This is a genomic window from Stenotrophomonas sp. YJH_SMC_91 (assembly GCF_059368495.1).
The window spans coordinates 89,511-108,601 of the sequence record NZ_JCAFRT010000011.1 but is presented as its reverse complement, the minus strand read 5'-3'; the positions used below and the strand labels follow the sequence as shown (position 1 = coordinate 108,601).

The window sequence follows — 19,091 nt, the reverse complement described above, 5'->3', positions numbered from 1 at the left end:
CAATGTCGAACGAAACCACCGAGAAGCCCGCCAAGCCGACCAAGGAAGCCCCGAAGGCTCCGAGCGTCGAGCGTAAGGGCAAGGCCGAGATCACCCGCAAGACGAACGGCCTGGTCATCGTCAACTACAAGCCCGAGGACAAGTAATGTCGCAGCCGGGCAAGTCCGAAGTGACCGTCAGCCTTGACGGCATCAACGGCCAGCCGACCCCAGGTCAGCAGCCGCCGCAGAACTCCCAGGACACCCAGCAGCCCGCACCGGGCGCGCAGGGTGGCACCGATGGCGAGCGCCTGTTCGGCGGCAAGTACAAGACCGTGGAGGAGCTGGAAGCCGCCTACGCACAACTGAGCACGCCAGCCGACGACAAGGGTGGCAAGGGCGGCCCCGCGACCATCGACGACGCCACCGCGGATGACGCGCGTGACGCCTTGGCGCGGGCTGGCCTGAACCTGGACGACTTCGCCACCGAGTTCAACTCGAACGGCTCGCTGTCCGAGGAGAGCTACAAGAAGCTCCAGGACGCGGGCTATCCGAAGGAGCTGGTGGACGTGTACGTCGATGGCCTGCGCGCTCGCGTGCAGACCTACGAGAACGCCGTCTACTCGCCCGCAGGTGGCAAGGCCGGTTACGACGGCCTGGTCCAGTGGGCTAAGACCAACCTGAGCGCCGAGCAGAAGCGGGCGTTCAACGAAGCGGTGCAGTCCGGCGACGCCGGCCGCGCAGCGCTGGCAGTCCAGGGCCTCGTCGCCCTCCGTGGCGGCAACGGCCGCCTTCTGAATGGCAAGACCGCATCGAACGCCGATGCAGGCCCCAAGCCGTTCCAGTCGCAGGCGCAGGTCGTCGAAGCGATGCGCGATGTGCGCTACCACCGTGATCCGGCTTACCGCGCGGAAGTCTCCGCCCGCCTGGCCGTGTCGCCGCTGTTCAAGTAATCCACTCAACCTCAAGCAAGGACTAAATGTCGGACGCAATCCCCTCCCGCCTGGGTCAAGCCCAGGCCAACGGCGACGCCTGGGCGCTGTTCAAGCAGAACTACACTGCTGAAACCATCACCAGCTTCGTCGAGAACTACAAGCTGGACGGCCGCGTGTCGGTGCGCAACATCGAGAGCGGCAAGTCCGCCTCGTTCCCGAACGTCGGCACCATCGGCTCCGAGTACCATGTGCCGGGCACCGAGATCAAGGGCCTGGTGGTCGAGCACAACGAGACCATCATCACCCTCGATCCGATGCTGATCTCGCACGCCTTCATCGCCAACATCGACGAGGCGATGAACCACTACGACGTGCGTTCCGAGTACACCCGTCAGCAGGGTGCGGAGCTGGCGCTCAAGCGCATGCAGAACGAGCTGCGCTGCGCGATCCTGGCCGCTCGTACCACCGAAGGCAAGGTCGAAGGCCAGCCGGGTGGTGCCATCATCAAGGCCGCCACGATGGCCTCCGATCCGACCGTGCTGGCCGATGCGTTCCGCAACGCCCGCATGCTGTTCGACGAGAAGCTGCTGCCGGACAACCCGCAGGAGTTCACTGGCGCACTGGCCCCGGCTCAGTGGTATCTGCTGACCGAGAACAAGGACTTGATCGACCGCGACATCAACGCGGAATCGAACGGCTCCTACGGCCAGGCGATCATTTCCTCGGTCGCCCGCATCCCGCTGGTGAAGATCAACGCGATGCCGCGTGTCGATGAGTCGGCCCTGGCCTCGATCCCGGCCAAGTACCGCGGCAACTTCGCGGACACCGTGGGCGTGATCTTCCACCGCTCGGCGGTCGGCACCCTCAAGCTGCTGGACCTGTCCCTGGAGGACGTGTACCAGGGCGAGAAGCAGGGCACCCTGATGCTGGCGAAGTACGCGCTGGGTCACGGCATCCTGGCTCCGCGCGGTGCCATCGAGCTGTCGAAGGCCCCGTAAGCAATACCGCGCCGTTGGGCAAATCCCGCGGCGCTTCAATCTCTCTCCATCTACGGGGGACATCCACATGGGTGTCCCCCGTTTTTTTGCCCCGAATCCATGAACCTCGAACTCACTCCGACCACGGAACTCGAAGCCGTCAATGTGCTGCTCGGTGCTATCGGCGAAGCGCCGATCAGCGACCTCGAAGCGCTCGGCAACCTGTACGCCTCGCAGGCGCGCGACACCCTCCGCGCGGTGAGCCGCGAGGTCCAAACCGCTGGCTGGTGGTTCAACACCAGCGAGTCGTTCACCTTCACGCTCAACGCGGAAGGCAAGGTGCTGCCGCCGCAGTCGATCCTCAAGCTCGTCCCCGCACGCGGAAGCGAGCCGCTGGTGATCCGAGGCACGCGCCTCATCAACCCGCTCACCCTCGCCGACACGTTCTCGTCGGCCCCCACCGCCGACTTCGTGACCTGGTTCCTCGCCTACGAGGAGCTGCCCGAGTCGGCCCGCCGCTACATCGCCGTGCGCGCTGCGCGTCTGTTCCAGACGAGCGTGCTGGGTAGCGACCAGCTCTACGTGTTCACCGAGAAGCACGAGGAGGAGGCATACCTCATCTTCGCGCAGGAGCACGCCGACTTCACCTACGCCCGCGGCCACAACTTCCTCAGTGGCTCGACGGACGTGTCTGATATTTGGGACCGCTGATGCCGCTAATCACGGGGGACTATCCCTCGTTCCTGGGAGGCGAGTCGCAGCAGGACGATACCGTCCGCTCGCCGAACCAGCTCACCAAGGCGATCAACGCCTGGCTGCATGCCGCAATGGGCGCTGGCAAGCGCCCGCCCGCCGAGTTCGTTGCTGGCCTTGGCGTCACCCTCGATCACGACTGTGCCTTCCACTCCATCGTCCGCGATGAGAACGAGCGCTACATCGTCGCCGTGGGTCACCGCAGCATCCGCGTGTTCGACCACGAGACCGGCAAGGAATACACCGTCAACGCCACGGGCGACGCGCTCAACTACCTGGACACCCAGGGACAGCGTGCGTGGTCGTGCTTCGCGCTGGCGACGTTCTCCGACACCACCTTCATCGTCAACCGGCTGGTAGACGTGAAGCAGAGCGATGAGCTGTCGCCCGGTTCGCTGTACGGATCGGCGCAAACGATGTCCGACCTGCCGAAGCCCGGCGACAAAGGCTCGGCCGTTGTGCCGACCGGCGCGATCTACAACATCATCGGCTCGTCCGAATCGCAATTCGACGACTACTACGTCCAGAAGCAGTCCTCCTCGGTCTACCTGGAGGTCGCCCGGCCGGGCATCAAGCACCGCTTCGATGCCAAGACGATGCCGCACATCCTCAAGCGCATCCCCGATCCAGTGCATGCGGACGGCTTTTGGTTCTCCTTCGGTGGACCGGAGTGGACCGCGCGCCTCGCGGGTGACGAGCAAAGCAACCCGTTCCCGTCCATCGACGGCCAGCGCATCCGCGAGGTGTTCAAGCACCGGGACCGCCTAGGCTTCCTGGCCGGGGAGAACGTGCTGATGTCCGAGGTCTCCGATCCGTTCAACCTCTGGCGCACTTCGGTGACCCAGGTGCTCGACGCCGACCCCATCGACGTGAGCGTCAGCGGGTCTAACGGCGTCACCACGCTCTACCACGCAGTCCCGTTCCAGTCGGCCCTGTTCCTTGCCGCTGCGGGCGGCCAGTTCCTCCTGACCGCCGAGCCGTACCTGGCCGCCAAGAACGTCAAGAGCGATCCGGTCAACAGCTACAGCAGCTCGCCGTACATCCGGCCGAAGCTGATGGGCGAGTCGCTGTACTTCACCGAGGACAGCGGCGCATACGCCAGCGTGCGCGAATACTTCATCGACGACCTGTCGGTGACCGGCGACGCCGCCGACGTGACGGCGCATGTGCCCAAGCTGATGCCGGGCCGCATGCGAGCGATGGCGAGCGCAAGTGGTGCCGACTGCGTGTTCTTCGCTCCTGACGAGCCGACCGACGCGCAGCTCTACGTCTACTTCGTCCGCTGGATCGGCGACGAGAAGCAGCAGTCCGCATGGACGCGCTGGTCAATCTCCGGCGTCGGTCGCATCGTCCACATGCACGCCATCAACGACGTGCTGTACGCCGTCGCGGAAGCCCCAGGCGGCGGCTGCGAGCTGCTCAAGTTCCGCATGGTGCTCAACCAGCACGACACGGATGCCACGGGCGACTACAACTTCCTGCTCGACCGCATGCTGGTGGTGCAGCCCACCTATCAGCAGTTCGGCAACGAGACCTGGATCGACCTGCCCTACATCGTGCCCGATGGCATGACGGTCACCGTCCTCAAGACGGACGACTGGCAAGACCCCGGCGCGTACCTGGACATCACCAAGGCGCGCTGGGACAACGCCCGCACCCGCCTTGCGCTCCCCGGTAACCACACCGAGGGCCGCGTGGTCGTCGGCATGGACTACGAGCACCGCCTCACCCTGACCAAGCCCATCGTTCGCGGTGGGCAGAACCAGGCCGTGCTGGTGGGCCGCACGCAGGTGCGTGACATCGAGGTCGCCTACAAGGATGGCGCGTACTTCGAGCTGGAGGTCGAGCAGCACGGCAATGGCCGCGTCGAGACCTACGTGGCGTCGCACTCCGGTGCGTACACCGCGCGCGTCCTCAACGACTCGGTGTTCCGCACCAGCGCCCCGACGTTCCACTCCGGCTCTCGCCGGTTCCCCGTGCTGGGCGACGCCAACAGCGTCCGCATGCACCTCGTCAACCGCCTGCCGTTCCAGTGCTGGTTCCAGTCAGCACAGTGGCGCGGCATGTTCGTCTCCCGCAGCCGAGTATGACCCTGACCTATCGAAGCCCCACCGCCAGCGACATCCTCCACGTCGCCGAGAACATGCGGCAGGAGGACATCCTGGAGGTGGCGGCTTCGCATGGTCACACCCCGCTCCAGGCGCTCGCATTTGCAGTGACCGCGAGCGACCGCAGTTTCGCCGCGATGCACGACGGTTCCCCCGTGTGCATCTTCGGCTTCAGCCAGCACGCCGAGGGTATCGCCTCGGTTTGGCTGCTGGGCACCGACGCCCTGGTGGCTCCCACGTTCTGCCGCACGTTCCTCCGAGAAGCTCGGCGGATCAGCGACGAGTGGTCGGCCACCTTCGGCACCATCTTCAACTTCGTCGATGTCCACGCCGTCACCACGCGGCGATGGCTCGGCTGGCTTGGCTTCCGCGAGAGCGGCGTCGAGTCCGCCTACGGCTTCGCCAAGACACCCTTCGTCCGAGTAACCAAGACCCCATGTGCAACCCCGTAGCAGTCCAGGTCGGTATCGCCGCAGTCAGCGCGATGGCGACCATGTACGGCCAGGATCAGAACAACAAGGCCATCGAGGAAGCCGCGGAGCGTCAGCAGGAGCAGATCAACGACCAGGCCGCCGAGCGCACCCAACAGCGCATGGAGGAGGCCCGCGCACTGCGATCCGCGATGCGCGCCTCCGCAGCAGAAGCGGCAGTGTCCGGCAACTCGGTCGAGCTGCTGGCGAACGACATCATGGCCCAGGCTGGCCGTGACGTGGCCCTCATCGAGAAGAACCGCAGGAACGGAGTCGTCGAAAGCGGCTCCGAAGCACGCGCTCGTATCCGCACCGGCAATGCCGAGGCGCTGGGCGGCGTGATGCAGTCAGGCGCGAATGCCTACAGCAACATCCAAACCTACAAGCGCTATTCCATTCCCGGAGACGAGTAACCCGTGGCTCGCACGAAACCCCAAGAGATCATCCGCCGCGCGCAGGTGCCGCAGCGTCTCGCCGAGCGCCCCGTTCTGGCGGTGCAGGCTGACCAAGCGTCCTCCGCTGGTGCCGGTGTCCTCTCTCGCACCGCCGCTGCGGTGCTGACGCGCGTCTCGGATTCCGTCAACTCGCAGATGATCTCAAACAGCCGCGAGCAGTACAGCGCCGCGGCGACCCAACGTATGCAGGAGGACGCCGAGGGTACGCCCCGGCAGGCCGAGGACTTCGTTGCCCAGCAGTCGGAGTCATGGCGTCGCGGCTACCTCAAGGCAGACGGCATCATCCGCGTCCGCGACTGGCAGATCGAAGCGGCCAAAGAGATCGCCAAGGCCGAACCCGGCACCGACATCGAGCCGCTCATCAAGGAGCGGATGGCTGCGCTGACGCAGAACCCCGAGTTCCAAGACCCGCAGGTCCGCAAGGCCCTGATGCCGGTCGCCATGCGCGCCGCGCAGCAGGTCCGCCAGCAGTGGCAGGCCGACTCGATGCGGGAAATGCTGGTCCGGCAGAAGGAGTCGCTGACCGCGATCATCCGCGACGGCATCAAGGGCGGCACGTTCCTCACTTCCGAGGGCATGAACGGCCTGTACGCGATGCTGGACCAGGAGGAGTACGCCTATCTCAACAAGCGCGACGTGGACGAACTCTACGTCGAGGCCGCCAAGGAGGAGCTGGCCGCAGGCAACCGCGATCCTCAGTCGATCCTGGCGTTCCTGGAGCAGGACCGCGGCGACGGCCAGCCCGGCTTGATGAACACCGAGCACGGCGACGAGCTGCGCGCGGCGGCTGCCGCTGGTGCCCGCGTGATCGCACACCGCGAGGACGAGGCACGCAAGCAGGCGATGGCCGAGGCAGAGTGGACGCTCCAGGGCCTCGCGGATCGCGGCCAGCTCACCCACAAGACCATCGACACCTGGGCCAGTAAATTCGGCCTGAGCGGTGGCGACCTCCAGTCCTTCAAGCGATACTGGAACAACCAGCAGGAGCAGACGCTTCGCCGCTGGGAGCAGGAAGCGAAGGAGCGCGCCCGAGAGGAGCGCATCCGCAAGCTGGTAGCCGGGGGCAATCCCTACGAGATCAGCGACGCCGACCTCAAGAAGCAGGCCGGTAAGGAGTGGGAGGAAACCCCGCAGGCCGCACGCGGCCAGGTGCTCCAGAAGTGGGCACGGCAGGGCATCGTCATCCCCCAGCTCGAACGCATCCTCAAGCGCGCTGACCCGGCGTTCCAGGAGAACTTCCAGAACGCCGCGACGCTGTACGAACAGCTCCGCAAGGTCTCGCCCAAGTACGCCGATACGGTCGCTGGCGGCGAGGCTGCCGCAATGCTGGACCAGTACCTCTACGACACCCGGCGCAGCGGTCAGTCTCACCAGGAGGCCGCTCGCGTCCTGACGCAACCGAAGCGGGAAGTCGAGGAGGCCCGCTCGGTCATCAACGACACCTGGAAGTCCGGCATCAAGGACTACCTGGAGATCGACGGCAAGCCGCGTGACCCGCGTGAGCTGCACCGCATCCGCCAGGAAGCCGAGCGCATCGCCTCGCGTGGCGGAGTGTCCGGCGAAGCTGCCATCCGTGCAGCGGTCGGTCAGATCGACGCCCAGCGCACGACCGTCAACGGCCGCCGCGTGCCAAACATCGGCATGCCGCAGGGTGCCGAGCCAGCGGTAGACGAGCTGATCCAGACGGTCGCGCGCAAGCTCGGCCGCGACCCGGATGAGCTGTCGGCCCTGCCCAATCCCCGCAATCCGGGGCAGTGGCAGATCGTCGGCCCCGACAACTGGCTGATCCCTGACCCGGACACCGGCCGCGCCATCGGTTTCGACCCGCGTGCCATCGCGGCACAGCACCAGCGCTGGAAGGGAGACCTTGCGGAATCCCAGGCGCGTCGTCGGGTCGAGCAGCGCACCACCTGGGCGGACCAGTCCCGGAACATCCGCGACCTGCGCTCGCAGTCGGCGACCACGGAAGTCCCTGCGGCCATCGCCAAGCGCGACGCCAGCGCCGCCGAGGCTCCCGCCTTCGAGCTGCCCAAGTTCGACCTCACCAAGCCGCTGGTTCCCAACGCGGGCACCAAGCAAACCACCACCACCCCGGCAGTCCCCGAGGACTTCCTGGAGTACCTGACGAGGAAGTAAGACCGCATGTTTGAATCCCTACCCGGCGCAGACGAGAACATCGTCAAGCCGGCAACCCAGCAGCCCATCGTGCAAGCCGTGCGCGAGCGCAAGGAGCAGCGAGAGGCCGCGGAGCGCCGGAAGGATCAGACGACCGTATGGGACGGATGGGGCGCTGCCCAGGCAAAGGGCGGCATCGGCTTCATCGACCGCTTCATCACCGAGCTGGGCTACGAGCCGCAGCAGGGCTATCGCATTCCCGCAGACGCGCGCAAGCGCTGGGAGTCGATGGGCCTGCGCCCGGAGCAGTGGGAGCTGTTCGGCCGGGCCACGTCCGACGAGCACCTCTCCTATCTGGAATCCGTGGCCTTTATGAATCAGATGGCGGACGACGACCTGGCGCAGTTCGGCCTGGGCGGACAGATCGCCCTCGGCTTCACCGACCCGGTGGCAACCGGCCTCGATCTCGCCACGGGCGGCCTGGGGTACGCAGCCAAGGCCGGACGCCTCGCCAACGCGGTGCGTTCCGGTCTACAGGCTGCGGGCACCTCCGCGCTGATGTCGGCCGCAACCTCCACCTACGACCCCGAGCAGACGCTCGCGGATGGCGTGCAGAGCGCCGCCCTGTCGTTCGCGTTCGGTGGTGCCCTCGGCGCTCGCCGGGGTGCCCTGTTCGACGGCGAGGTGAAGCCTGACGTGGTGAAGCGGCTGGCCGGTGACGACTCGCTGTCCGCCGCCCGCGTGGCAGGCACCGCCGCCAACGACCTCACGCCAGGCGTCCTCCCGCTGCGCAACGAGAGCGCATTCGAGCAGGAGTTCACCGACAAGGCGCTGGTCAACGCGCACATCACGCCCCACTTCGCCACCGTCCGCCGCGACCTTGCTGCCCGCATGGGTAGCGCCAAGTCGCCGCTGGTGCGCGAGGCGGGCCGCCTGCTGTTCCGCGATGGCGTCGGCTACACCGATCGCTCCGTCGCGGTCCAGGAGTCCACCAGCGAGTTCGCCAAGCGCCACCTGGCCGTCATGGAGACGGAATGGCGGAGCGGAGTGAACGCCGCATGGGACGCCTACAAGCAACGGACAGGCACCCATTGGTGGAACTTCTCCGAGCGCGCAAAGTTCAACGAGGAGGTCGGCCGTGCCGTGCGCGGTGCGCCTGACGTATCACCGGAAGCCGCCAAGGCGGCCGGCAGCGTCGCCAAGGCGATGCGCGATGCGCTCAAGCTGGCGCAGGACAGCAACCTCGACGGCTTCGCCAACGTGGCGCAGAACGGCAGCTACCTGCCGCGCTACTGGAGTGGCAAGGGCTTCAAGCGCCTGTTCGGCGAGATGCAGCTTCACCAGGACGACGTGATCGAGCAGCTCATCAAGCCCGCCATGCGTCGCGCCTGGGAGGCCACCACCGACGAAGGCGACGAGATCGACGACGAGCTGCTCGGGGCGGTTGCACGCTCCTACCTCAAGCGCGCCCAAGCGAACTTCGAGGGCGACGGGATGGACCTGCTGGTCCGCCCGCTGGACAGCGATTCGGTCGAGGAGATCGGCAACATGCTGACCGAGGCGGGCGTCTCGCCCGTGCGGTCGCAAGAGCTACTGTCCAAGCTGGAGCGCAAGACCTACGAGTCGGGCAAGCTCGACCGCGCGAAGAAGCGCATCGACCTCGACGAGACCTACTCCACCACCATCCGCAACGAGGCTGGCGAGGACGTGCAGGTCTCGATGGCCGACCTGTTCGACAACGACGTGGACTCGGTGATGACCCGCTACATGCGCGAGATCACCGGCTGGTCGGCGCTGTCGTCGAAGGCTGGCATCAAGAACCGCGCACAGCTCGACCGCTTCGTGTCGAAGCTCAAGAGCGACGCCCGCAAGTCCGGCGACGACGTGAAGGACATCGAGCGCCTGATCGACATCGGCCTCAAGTCCACCTTCGGCCGCAGCACCGAACTCGATCCCGCCAGCCGAGGCGCACGCTACGCGCGGTTCCTGCGCAACTGGAACTTCGCCCGCGTGATGAACCAGGTCGGCTTCTCGCTGTTCGCCGAGCTTGGCCCGACCATCGCGCATGCCGGTCTCCGCAACTTCTGGAACTCCGTGGGTGCCGCCCGCGACTTCCTGGTGCGCGGCGCTGACGGCAAGCTGTCCTCGCAGGAGGCGCGCGTCATGGAGCGGCTGTTCGCACCCGGCACCGACTGGCTGCGCAACCCGCCGTTCCTGCGCCTGGACGAGGATGCGCTAGTGCCGCAGACGTTCAACGTCAAGCACGGCGAGAAGATCGACAACGCGATGAACATGGCGACGCACGTCACCTCGGTCGCATCCGGCATGGCCCCGATCAACACGATGCTCCAACGCATCGCCGGTCGCGCCACGCTGCTGCGGCTGCTGGACATGGCGAACGCCAAGAAGCTGTCGGACGCCGAAGTGGCCCGCCTGCGCACCTGGGGCCTCGACGAGAAGGCCCAGGCCGACGTGTTCGGCTACCTCAAAGGCAAGCGGCAGATCGAGCAGATCGACCCGGACAAGCTGCCGTTCCAGACGCGCGAGCGCATGGCGGCCTTCCTGTTCCGCGTGACGCGACACCAGGTTCTCGAAGGTGACGCCTCGGACAGCATCGAGCTGATGCACTCCACCACCGGCCGCATCGTCACGCAGTTCCGCAGCTTCATGGTCAACAGCTACACCCGCCACTTCCTGAACTCCGTCCACCACTACGACGACTGGCGCACCTACGCGATGGTCGTGCTGTCCACTTCGGCAGCAGGCATGGGCTGGGCGGCTCGCACGTACATCAACACTGCGGGCAACCCCGAACAGCGGAAGAAGCAGCTGACGCAGGAGAACTTCTACAAGAACGCTGTCGCGCAATCGAGCTGGTCGAACGTGATCCCCGCGGTCACCGACGCCGTGTGGGCGGACGCCTTGGGTAACGACCCGGTGTTCGCCAACAACCGCTCGACCGGCCTGGAGAACGGCGTGATGGGCATCCCGTCCATCGACCTGTTCAACAAGGTCTACGGCAGCACGCGGATGATCGGTTCGGCCATCCGCGACGATGAGGAGATCACCGAGAAGCAGATGCGCGACTTCTGGAAGATTTGGTGGTTCAACAACATGACGGGCGTCCGCAACATCGCGGATCAAGCCCTACAGCAGTTCCCTGACCGCAAGGACGGGACTGATCGACCGTAACCAGGAGGCCCTTCGGGGCCTCCACCTTTTTGAGGACGCATGATCGAACTATCGCGCGGCCTTTCCTTCGTGCTCTACACCTACGAGGGAGGCCCTACGCGGTTCACCGTGCCGTTCCCGTACATCGCCCGCGAACACATCCGGGCGTTCGTCGGTGAACCGGACGCGGCCCGCGCTGTCTCCGTGTCGTGGGTGGACGCCAGCACCATCGAGATTCCGTCGCAGGATGGCGTGCTCGACGCACCCTACACTGTGACCATCCGGCGATTCACGCCGATTGACGCCCTCCTGGTCAACTACAAGGAAGGCGCAAACCTCCCGGCGCGCGACTTGTCCAAGTCGTTCCGCCAACTGCTGTACGCACACCAGGAACTCGCCGAGTTCGGTGGTGGCAGCGGCCTCCCCGGTGGCGGCCCCGGTAACCCCGGTGGCGACCCGGACCTCAACGCAATCATCGAGCAGCTCCTCCGCTCGCCAGCACTGCAAGACCTGCTGACCCGCATCGACCTTATCGACGTGAACGCCGAGGCGATCCTGGAGGAAATCATGCGCTCGCACGAGTTCTTCGACGTGCAGCGCGACTATGGCGACAAGATCAGCACGGCCACCCACGAGATCGGACTGCTGACCGAAGGCAACAAGGTCATCGCGCAGCAGATCATCGACCTGTTCGCGCGGGTGGACTACGGCGAGCAAAGTAGCCAGGCACGATTCCTGGAGGTCAATCGCGCCATCGCTGACGAGCGCTCCGCGCGCGTCGAGGCGATCACCGAGCTGCAAGGCCAGGTGGTCGAGAACGGCAAGACGATCTCCGCAGCGCTCAACCAGCGCATCGACGAGGTGGAGAGCACCACCGAAGCGGCGCGTGCGGCCACCGAGCAGCGCCTCGGCGCAGAGATCGAGGACAGCGCGGCGCAGGTCCGCACCGCGGTCATGGCCGAGGTTGACGCAACCAAGGCCCGCGTGTCCGACGTTGAGACGGCAGTAGTCCGCCACGGCGAGAACATCGCTGGCCTGGCCGAGACCACCGAAGCCCTGACGGACGCCGAGGGTGCCAACACGGCATTCCGACAGCAGATGGCGGCCAGCTACGGCGCGAACGTGCCGCAGGGGATTGCCAATGAGATCGACGGCCAGGTGTCGGCGGTTTCGGCCGCCTTCGAGCAGCGCATCGACACCGAAGCGTCCGCGCGCGAAGCCCTGGCTTCCCAGGTATCCACGCTGGAGACCAGCACCGCGCCGACGATCTTCTCGGACGCGCAGCCCTCCCCGCCCGCTGGCGGCTTCAAGGTTCCGACCTTTTGGGTCAAGACCGTGCAGACCGGCGCGTACCTGACGCAGATTTGGGATGGCACCGGCTGGCGCAAGGCCGACCTGGATGTCACCTCTCCGACCGGCGCGCTGGTGCAGCAGCTCAACACCACCAAGATCACCGCCGAGCAGGCACAGGCCATCGCGGCCACGCAGGTCCAGGCGTTCAAGGACGGCGACTTCGCCACCATCCGGCAGGAGTTCAACGTGGTCGCCGGGCAGCACTCCGGCATGTACGGTCAGTGGCAGGCCAACTACTCGGTCAAGATCAACGCGGGCACCATCAACGGCGTCCCCGTGGTCGCCGGTATCGCCCTCTCCGCCAACCCGCAGACCGGCAGCGACTTCATCGTCACCGCGGATCGCTTCGCCTTCGTCCACCCGCAGTACACCTCGGGCGGCACCTTGGCGAGCATCAAGTATCCGTTCGTGATCGGCACTGTCGGCGGCCAGTCCACCGTGGGCATCCAGGGTGCGCTGGTGGTGGACGGGACGATCACTGCGGACAAGATCAGGGTGAACTCCCTGGCCGCGCTCACGGCAAACGCAGGCACGATCAACGGCGGCACGTTCAAGACCCACACCCTCGACGGCAACGGCAACATCGTCAACGCTGCCGAGTTCCGCGTGGAAATCTCCAACCTCGGCGACTGGCCCCTGTGGGTCGGCTCCGGCGCGAAGAACGCCAACAACGCGGTGTTCTACGTGGACCGCAACGGCGGCGCGTTCTTCCGAGGCCGCGTCAATGCTCCCAACATCGTTGGGCAGTTCCAGTCGGCGACCGGCGTGTGGTGGACCGGGGCAACGAGCCTCTGCTACCAGGCGGGCAACAACTTCATCCCGCTCGGCGATTGGGTGGCGATCCACGAGTTCTGGCTCGGCGCTCCGGTGCTGGCTGGCGAGGGTCATACGCCCTCCGTGTCGGTGACCGTCACCGCGAACACGCGCGTCTACGGGCTGCACGTCATCTTGGAGGAGCTGCGCGACTCTGTGTGGGTCGTCATCGCCTCGCACGAGCCGCCGATGTACCGCGCGTTGATTCAGCAGATGGGCGGCGACGGCAACACCTTCACCGCGTCCAACTTCTACACCTACGAGCAGTCGGTGACGCTCTCGGCGTCCGGCGCATGGACAGGCGGTGCCCGCGCATTCCGCGTGCGGTGCCGCGCATCCAGCCCGCCTCCGCAGGTCCACGGCTACGACGCCCCGGCCTACCCGAACTACCTCATCACGTCGATTGGCGGCTTCGCCTTCGGCATCCGATAACCCTCAGAGAGAACCCAAGCACCGCATGAGCACTACCCCCGGCTACGTCTCCAACGCCGAGCTGGCCTCGCGCCTCTCGACGCTGGTAGACCGCTGGAACCGGCGCGAGAATCAGATGATCGCGCTGCTGACTCAGGAGGAAGGCACCGTCGTCGTGACGGACGGCCTGGGCAACAACCACACCCTCCTCTCGTTCCCGCAGCTCCAGAAGGACGTGGCCGGGCTGACCGACGAGCTGACCGGCTCGGTCGTGCAGGTGCGCGACCTGGTGTCCGTGGCAACCGGCATGGCGAACGCCGCGCAGGCGTCCGCAGATGACGCCTCTGGCTTCGCCGACGCTGCCGAAGCATCCGCCGTGCGCGCTGCGGAATCCGCCGCGAGCATCGACGACGACGTGCAGGCCACCGCCGACGCGGCGACCTTCGCTGCTGCCAAGGCGGCCGAGGCTTCCGACAGCGCGACCGAGGCGGCAAGCTCCGCAGTGGACGCCGCCGCTTCGGCGACGGCCTCGGCCACCTCGGCGCTGGCTTCGGCTGGCTCCGCAAGCCAGGCGGGCACGTCGGCCACCGCAGCGGGTCAGGCGCGTTCCGACGCGCAAGCAGCGGCGACTGCTGCCGCCACGTCACGGGATCAGGCGCAGACCATCCTGGGCTATGCGACCGACGCGGCCGACCGCGCGGAAGCTGACGCCACCGCTGCCGCAGCATCGGCTGCCGCAGCCGCCGACAGCGCGACCGCCGCAGCGACCTCGGTCACTCAGGCGACCACCCAGGCCAACCGGGCGGAAGCCCAGGCGTCCGCCGCGGCGACCAAGGCTGGCGAGGCTGCTGGCTCGGCGACCACCGCAGCCGGTCATGCCTCCGCTGCGTCCGGCTCGGCGTCTGCCGCCTCGATCTCGGCGCAGACCGCATCGTCGGCCAAGGCCGCTGCCGAGGCTGCCCGCGACAAGGCTGGCCTGTACGCGAACGCGCCGCAGGGCACCGAGGTCTCGCCGGGCGAGTTCTCGGCGAAGCATTGGGCCGCCCAGGCGCAGGCTGCCGTCACTGGCTCGCTGGTCTACATGGGATCGTGGGATGCCGGCACTGGTGCGTTCCCGGCCAACCCGGTGAAGGGTCACTTCTACAAGGTGGTCGGCGAAGGCACTGTGGGCGACATCCACTGGCGAGTCGGCGACCAGGCGCTCTACGGCGCTACCTGGGAGAAGATCGACAACACCGATCAGGTCACCAGCGTCGCCGGTAAGCAGGGCGACGTGACCCTCGTGGCTGGCGACATCGGCGGCCTGGGCGCGCTGGCGACCCGCGACGACGTGGACTTCAACACCCACGTCACCGGGAAGCCGACGACCTACCCGCCGAGCACCCACACGCACACCAAGGCGCAGGTCGGCCTCGACAAGGTGGACAATACCGCCGACCTCGACAAGCCGATCAGCACCGCGACGCAGACGGCGCTCGACGGCAAGGCGGCGGCGACGCACACGCACACCATCGCCAACGTGACCGGCCTCCAGTCCGCGCTCGACGGCAAAGCGGCGGCGTCCCACTCGCACACCATCGCAAACGTAACCGGGCTGCAAGCGGCGCTCGACGGGAAGTCGGCAATCGGCCACACGCATACCGCCGCCGAGATCGCCAACGTCGTCAACGTGACCGACGATCAGTCCATCGGTGGCGTCAAGACGTTCGCCTCCGGGCAGATTCGTGTGCAGGGATTTGGCGGCGAGGCCACGTCCGGCGTCATGTACCTGGGGTCGCTGGATCGCTATGTGTACGTGCCGCCAGCTGCGAACTCGCTGGAGTTCCGATTCGGCGATGGCACGGGTGGCGTCGCGTCCCTCAACGCTGGCGGCACCGTCTGGACCTCGGCGAACTTCAACCCGGCAGGAAAGGCCGACGCCGGTCACACGCACACCATCGCAAACGTCAGCGGCCTCCAGTCCGCACTGGACGGCAAGGCGAGCCTGGGTGGCGCAACCTTCACCGGGCAGGTCACTCTGGCCTATGGCGCGCCGCTGCGGTTGACCGGCATGGGTGCAGCGGGAACCGCGTACATCCACGGAACGAACGGCGCTGGCGATGACGTTTGCTCGATCACCCGCGTGAACACGAACAGCTGGTACAACCTGTACTGGAACGGTGCTGCGAACATTGCGGGCCGCCTGACGGTCGGCGATCAGATTTACCTCAACGCTGGCTGGTTCCGCTCCCAGCAGTCCGGCACCGGCTGGTACTCGGAAGCGCACGGCGGCGGCATCTGGATGCAGGACAGCACCTGGGTTCGCACCTACGGCGGCAAGGGATTCCTTATCGCTGGCCCAGGCGGTAGCGGTGGCGACCTCCGTTTGGAGAGCTACTCGCCAACCATCACCTGTTACGACTCCGACAACGGGACCACGCACTGGCTCCATTGCAACGACAACAACCACGGCTTCCTCGCCAGCAACGCCTTCTCGTGGTGCGCCTACCGCGACGGCAGCAACAATTGGGTCGCCACGGGCAACATCGTCGCCTATGCGTCCGATGCGCGTCTAAAGAAGAACATCGTGGACGCCTCGGCCTCCAAGGTGGCCGACTTCTTCGACCGCTTCCGTGTACGCGAGTTCGATTGGGATGCCAAGGCAATCGCCGAGCTGAATCCCACGTTCCACCCGAGCGCGGATCACGAGGTCGGCGGCATCGCGCAGGAGGCCGAGGAGGTCTACTCGTTGATGGTCGCCACGCACGCAAACGGCATCAAGACGATCCAGTGGGAGAAGGCTATTCCCTTCCTTATCGCTGAGGTGCAGGCGCTGCGTAAGCGCGTCGCGGACCTTGGGGGAGGTGCCTGATGGCCCTCCCCGGCTCCGGCCCTATCTCCTGGGAAATGATCCGCGCCGAGTTTGGCGGCGGCTACCCGATCTACGCGGACCAGTATTACCGAGGACGTGGATTGGTGCCCGACGTTCCGGCCAACTACGGCGTCCCCACGAGCGGCCCGATCTACGCCTCGCAGTTCTACAACGCGGTCAAGGCGACGCCGTTCCAAGCATCGCTGTCGCCGAGCTACCTGATGGGTAACTGGCCTCAGTCCACCAACGGCACGGTCAGCGAGTCGTTCAGCGTTTATTGCTCGGGCGGCACCGGCAACTACTCCGTGGTCTCCCGCTCCGTCACAGGCGGCGCGTCGATCTCCGGCAGCGGCCTCGGTGGCACTGTGACCGCCTCTGGGCGGAACACCTCCCGCATGGGGCAGTTCACAGTCGTCGTCACCGATGGCGTCACGCAGATCACCCTGACCGGCAACTACGAGTACAGCTTCGGTCGTCCGCTCTAACGCATCCACCACCTACAAGAGACCTAATGCACGATGAAGTGAAGCTGGTCGGCGCTCTCGCGGGCGTCGGCCTCATCGTGGGCATCGCAAAGATGCTCACGTCGAACGATCCGATCACCTGGAAGCAGGCGCTCGGCCGCGCAATCCTCTCTGGCGCTACCGGCCTTGCCGCTGGTGCCATCGTCATTTTCATCCCCGGCGTCTCCTTCGTCGCCCAGGTCGCGCTCGCGTGCATCCTGGCGTCGCTCGGCACGTCCGCGCTGGAGACCGTACTGAACCGCGTCGTCAACAAGTGACCGCCCCCAAGGATGCCTTGGAGCGACTGCACGCCGCAGTCGCTGACAAGCTCGCCGACACCATCGACTCGATGGAGTCGGACGCGAAGGGCCTGGCCTCGATCCTCAACGTGGCCCGGCAGTTTCTCAAGGACAACGGCATCGACGTTGCGGCCACGCCGCCCGGCTCACCGCTGGGCAAGCTGGCCGACAAGGTGTCCGAGTTCCCGTTCGATCCCGCTGAGGATGGGCGGCTGAACTGATGGAGGGCATGACGAGCCTCCACGTTCGTCACCCTTTCGAGGACTTCCGCAACTTCGCCTGGTACGTCTGGAAGGAGCTGGGGCTACCAAGCCCCACTCCGATCCAGTACGACATCTGCGAGTTCCTGAAAACCGGCCCGCGCCGTCGCGTCATCATGGCGTACCGCGGCGTCGGCAAGTCCTGGGTGACGGCCGCCTACGTCTGCTGGCTCCTCTGGAAAGACCCCCAGCACAAGATCATGGTGGTCTCGGCATCGAAGGAACGCGCCGATGCGTTCTCGGTGTTCGTCAAGCGCCTGATCGAAACCCTGCCTGAGCTGCAACACCTGCGCCCGCGTCCCGACCAGCGCAACTCGAACCTGGCGTTCGATGTCGGTCCCGCGCAGCCCGATCAGTCGCCCTCGGTGAAGTCGGTCGGCATCAACGGCCAGCTCACCGGCTCCCGCGCCGACACCATCATCGCGGACGACATCGAAGTCCCAAAGAACTCCATGACCGTCGTGCAGCGCGAGAAGCTCGCCGAGCTGGTCAAGGAGTTCGACGCGGTGCTCAAGCCTGGCGGCGAGATCATCTACCTCGGCACTCCGCAGACCGAGGAGTCGCTCTACAACAAGCTGCCCGAGCGCGGCTACGTCATCCGCATCTGGCCTGCGCGCTACCCGAAGGACACCAAGCACCGTCAGGTGTACGGCGACCGCCTCGCGCCGATGATCGCCGATGCGTTCGACGCGAACCCCAAGCTCGCCTGGAAGAACTGCGAGAGCGTCCGCTTCTCCGATGAGGACTTGATGGAGCGCGAGGCGTCCTACGGACGCTCCGGCTTCATGCTCCAGTTCATGCTCGATGCGTCGCTGTCCGACGCCGAGAAGTACCCGCTCAAGCTGTCCGACCTGATCGTGATGGACGTGGACCGCGAGGTCGCTCCGATCCGCGTGGTCTACAGCAGCGGCCCGGAGTACATCGTCAGCGACATCCCGTCCGTGGGCTTCACTGGCGACCGCCTGTACCGGCCCATGTACCTCGCCTCGGAAATGGAGGAGTTCACCGGCAAGGTACTCGCCATCGACCCCTCGGGCCGAGGTGGCGACGAAACCGGCTACGCGGTCGTCGGCATGCTTCGCGGCATGCTCTACGCGCGCCGCGCTGGTGCGACCAAGGGCGGCTACGACGACGACACGCTGGAGACCCTGGCGCACATCGCGCGCGCCGAGAAGGTCTCCGCAGTCCTCATTGAGGCGAACTTCGGTGACGGCATGTTCGCCAAGATGCTCTCCGGCGTCCTGGCGCGCGTGTACCCGTGCTCCATCGAGGAGGTGAAGCACTACGGCACCTCGAAGGAGAACCGAATCATCGACGTGCTGGAGCCGGTGCTGAACCAGCACCGCCTGGTGGTCGATGCCTCGATCATCCGCGCCGATCAGAAGTCCGAACAGAAGTACCAGCTGTGCTACCAGCTGACGCGCATCACGCGCGACCGCGGCGCACTGCGCCACGACGACCGCCTCGAAGCGCTGGCGATGGCCGTGAAGTATTGGGCCGACCAGCTCTCCCGAGACGTGTCCAAGGAGGAGCAGCGCTACCTGGAGGAGCTGCTCGACCGCGAGTACGCCTCCTTCATCCAGTCCGTGACCGGCCGCATGCCGTCACCCGACAACTACCTCGACATCCTGTAGGAGAC

General features: G+C 66.2%; 15 protein-coding genes. All 15 read left to right on the top strand.

Annotation, left to right across the window (positions count from 1 at the left end; translation table 11 throughout):
* The first annotated feature begins 2 nt into the window (after positions 1 to 2).
* The 15 genes from AC5P5X_RS14290 to terL all read left to right on the top strand — a co-directional run bounded on the left by AC5P5X_RS14290 (position 3) and on the right by terL (position 19,086).
* Positions 3 to 146 carry a hypothetical protein gene (locus AC5P5X_RS14290; RefSeq protein WP_004154577.1) on the top strand — a complete coding sequence of 48 codons (144 nt, stop codon included), beginning with the start codon at positions 3 to 5 and terminating at the stop codon, positions 144 to 146.
* Positions 146 to 931: a capsid assembly protein gene (locus AC5P5X_RS14285; protein WP_005412404.1), complete on the top strand. Its 786-nt coding sequence runs from the start codon at positions 146 to 148 to the stop codon at positions 929 to 931. The genes AC5P5X_RS14290 and AC5P5X_RS14285 overlap by 1 nt, the downstream gene beginning before the upstream one ends.
* Positions 932 to 957: 26 nt before the next feature.
* A complete protein-coding gene (locus AC5P5X_RS14280) occupies positions 958 to 1,911 on the top strand; it encodes a major capsid protein (RefSeq protein ID WP_005412403.1) in 954 nt (317 codons plus the stop codon).
* A gap of 99 nt (positions 1,912 to 2,010) precedes the next feature.
* Positions 2,011 to 2,601 carry a phage tail tubular protein A gene (locus AC5P5X_RS14275; RefSeq protein WP_005412402.1) on the top strand — a complete coding sequence of 197 codons (591 nt, stop codon included), beginning with the start codon at positions 2,011 to 2,013 and terminating at the stop codon, positions 2,599 to 2,601.
* The gene (locus tag AC5P5X_RS14270) at positions 2,601 to 4,733 is read left to right on the top strand and encodes a phage nozzle protein (RefSeq protein WP_005412401.1); all 2,133 of its coding nucleotides are present in this window, start codon (positions 2,601 to 2,603) and stop codon (positions 4,731 to 4,733) included. Before AC5P5X_RS14275 ends, AC5P5X_RS14270 begins: the two co-directional genes overlap by 1 nt.
* Positions 4,730 to 5,203: a hypothetical protein gene (locus AC5P5X_RS14265; RefSeq protein WP_005412400.1), complete on the top strand. Its 474-nt coding sequence runs from the start codon at positions 4,730 to 4,732 to the stop codon at positions 5,201 to 5,203. Before AC5P5X_RS14270 ends, AC5P5X_RS14265 begins: the two co-directional genes overlap by 4 nt.
* A gap of 32 nt (positions 5,204 to 5,235) precedes the next feature.
* The gene (locus AC5P5X_RS14260) at positions 5,236 to 5,634 is read left to right on the top strand and encodes a virion core protein, T7 gp14 family (RefSeq protein WP_032961812.1); all 399 of its coding nucleotides are present in this window, start codon (positions 5,236 to 5,238) and stop codon (positions 5,632 to 5,634) included.
* 3 nt (positions 5,635 to 5,637) lie between these two features.
* Positions 5,638 to 7,812, top strand: coding sequence for a hypothetical protein (locus tag AC5P5X_RS14255; RefSeq protein ID WP_032961810.1), 2,175 nt, complete (start codon positions 5,638 to 5,640; stop codon positions 7,810 to 7,812).
* Between the two features lie 6 nt (positions 7,813 to 7,818).
* Positions 7,819 to 10,983, top strand: coding sequence for a hypothetical protein (locus tag AC5P5X_RS14250; protein ID WP_005412397.1), 3,165 nt, complete (start codon positions 7,819 to 7,821; stop codon positions 10,981 to 10,983).
* Between the two features lie 39 nt (positions 10,984 to 11,022).
* Positions 11,023 to 13,560 (top strand): phage tail fiber domain-containing protein, encoded by a 2,538-nt coding sequence (locus tag AC5P5X_RS14245; RefSeq protein ID WP_005412396.1) that lies wholly within the window; start codon positions 11,023 to 11,025, stop codon positions 13,558 to 13,560.
* A 25-nt stretch (positions 13,561 to 13,585) separates the two neighbouring features.
* On the top strand, positions 13,586 to 16,390 hold the full coding sequence (locus AC5P5X_RS14240; protein ID WP_049427184.1) for a tail fiber domain-containing protein: 2,805 nt from the start codon (positions 13,586 to 13,588) through the stop codon (positions 16,388 to 16,390).
* The gene (locus AC5P5X_RS14235; protein WP_126411773.1) at positions 16,390 to 16,875 is read left to right on the top strand and encodes a hypothetical protein; all 486 of its coding nucleotides are present in this window, start codon (positions 16,390 to 16,392) and stop codon (positions 16,873 to 16,875) included. The genes AC5P5X_RS14240 and AC5P5X_RS14235 overlap by 1 nt, the downstream gene beginning before the upstream one ends.
* Before the next feature lie 26 nt (positions 16,876 to 16,901).
* Complete coding sequence (locus AC5P5X_RS14230; protein ID WP_005412393.1) at positions 16,902 to 17,171, top strand: phage holin family protein; 270 nt, start codon at positions 16,902 to 16,904, stop codon at positions 17,169 to 17,171.
* Entirely contained in the window at positions 17,168 to 17,413 is a 246-nt protein-coding gene (locus AC5P5X_RS14225) for a DNA packaging protein (RefSeq protein WP_032961803.1), read from the top strand. Before AC5P5X_RS14230 ends, AC5P5X_RS14225 begins: the two co-directional genes overlap by 4 nt.
* An 8-nt stretch (positions 17,414 to 17,421) precedes the next feature.
* On the top strand, positions 17,422 to 19,086 hold the full coding sequence (gene terL / locus AC5P5X_RS14220; protein ID WP_032961836.1) for a phage terminase large subunit: 1,665 nt from the start codon (positions 17,422 to 17,424) through the stop codon (positions 19,084 to 19,086).
* Positions 19,087 to 19,091: the final 5 nt, after the last annotated feature.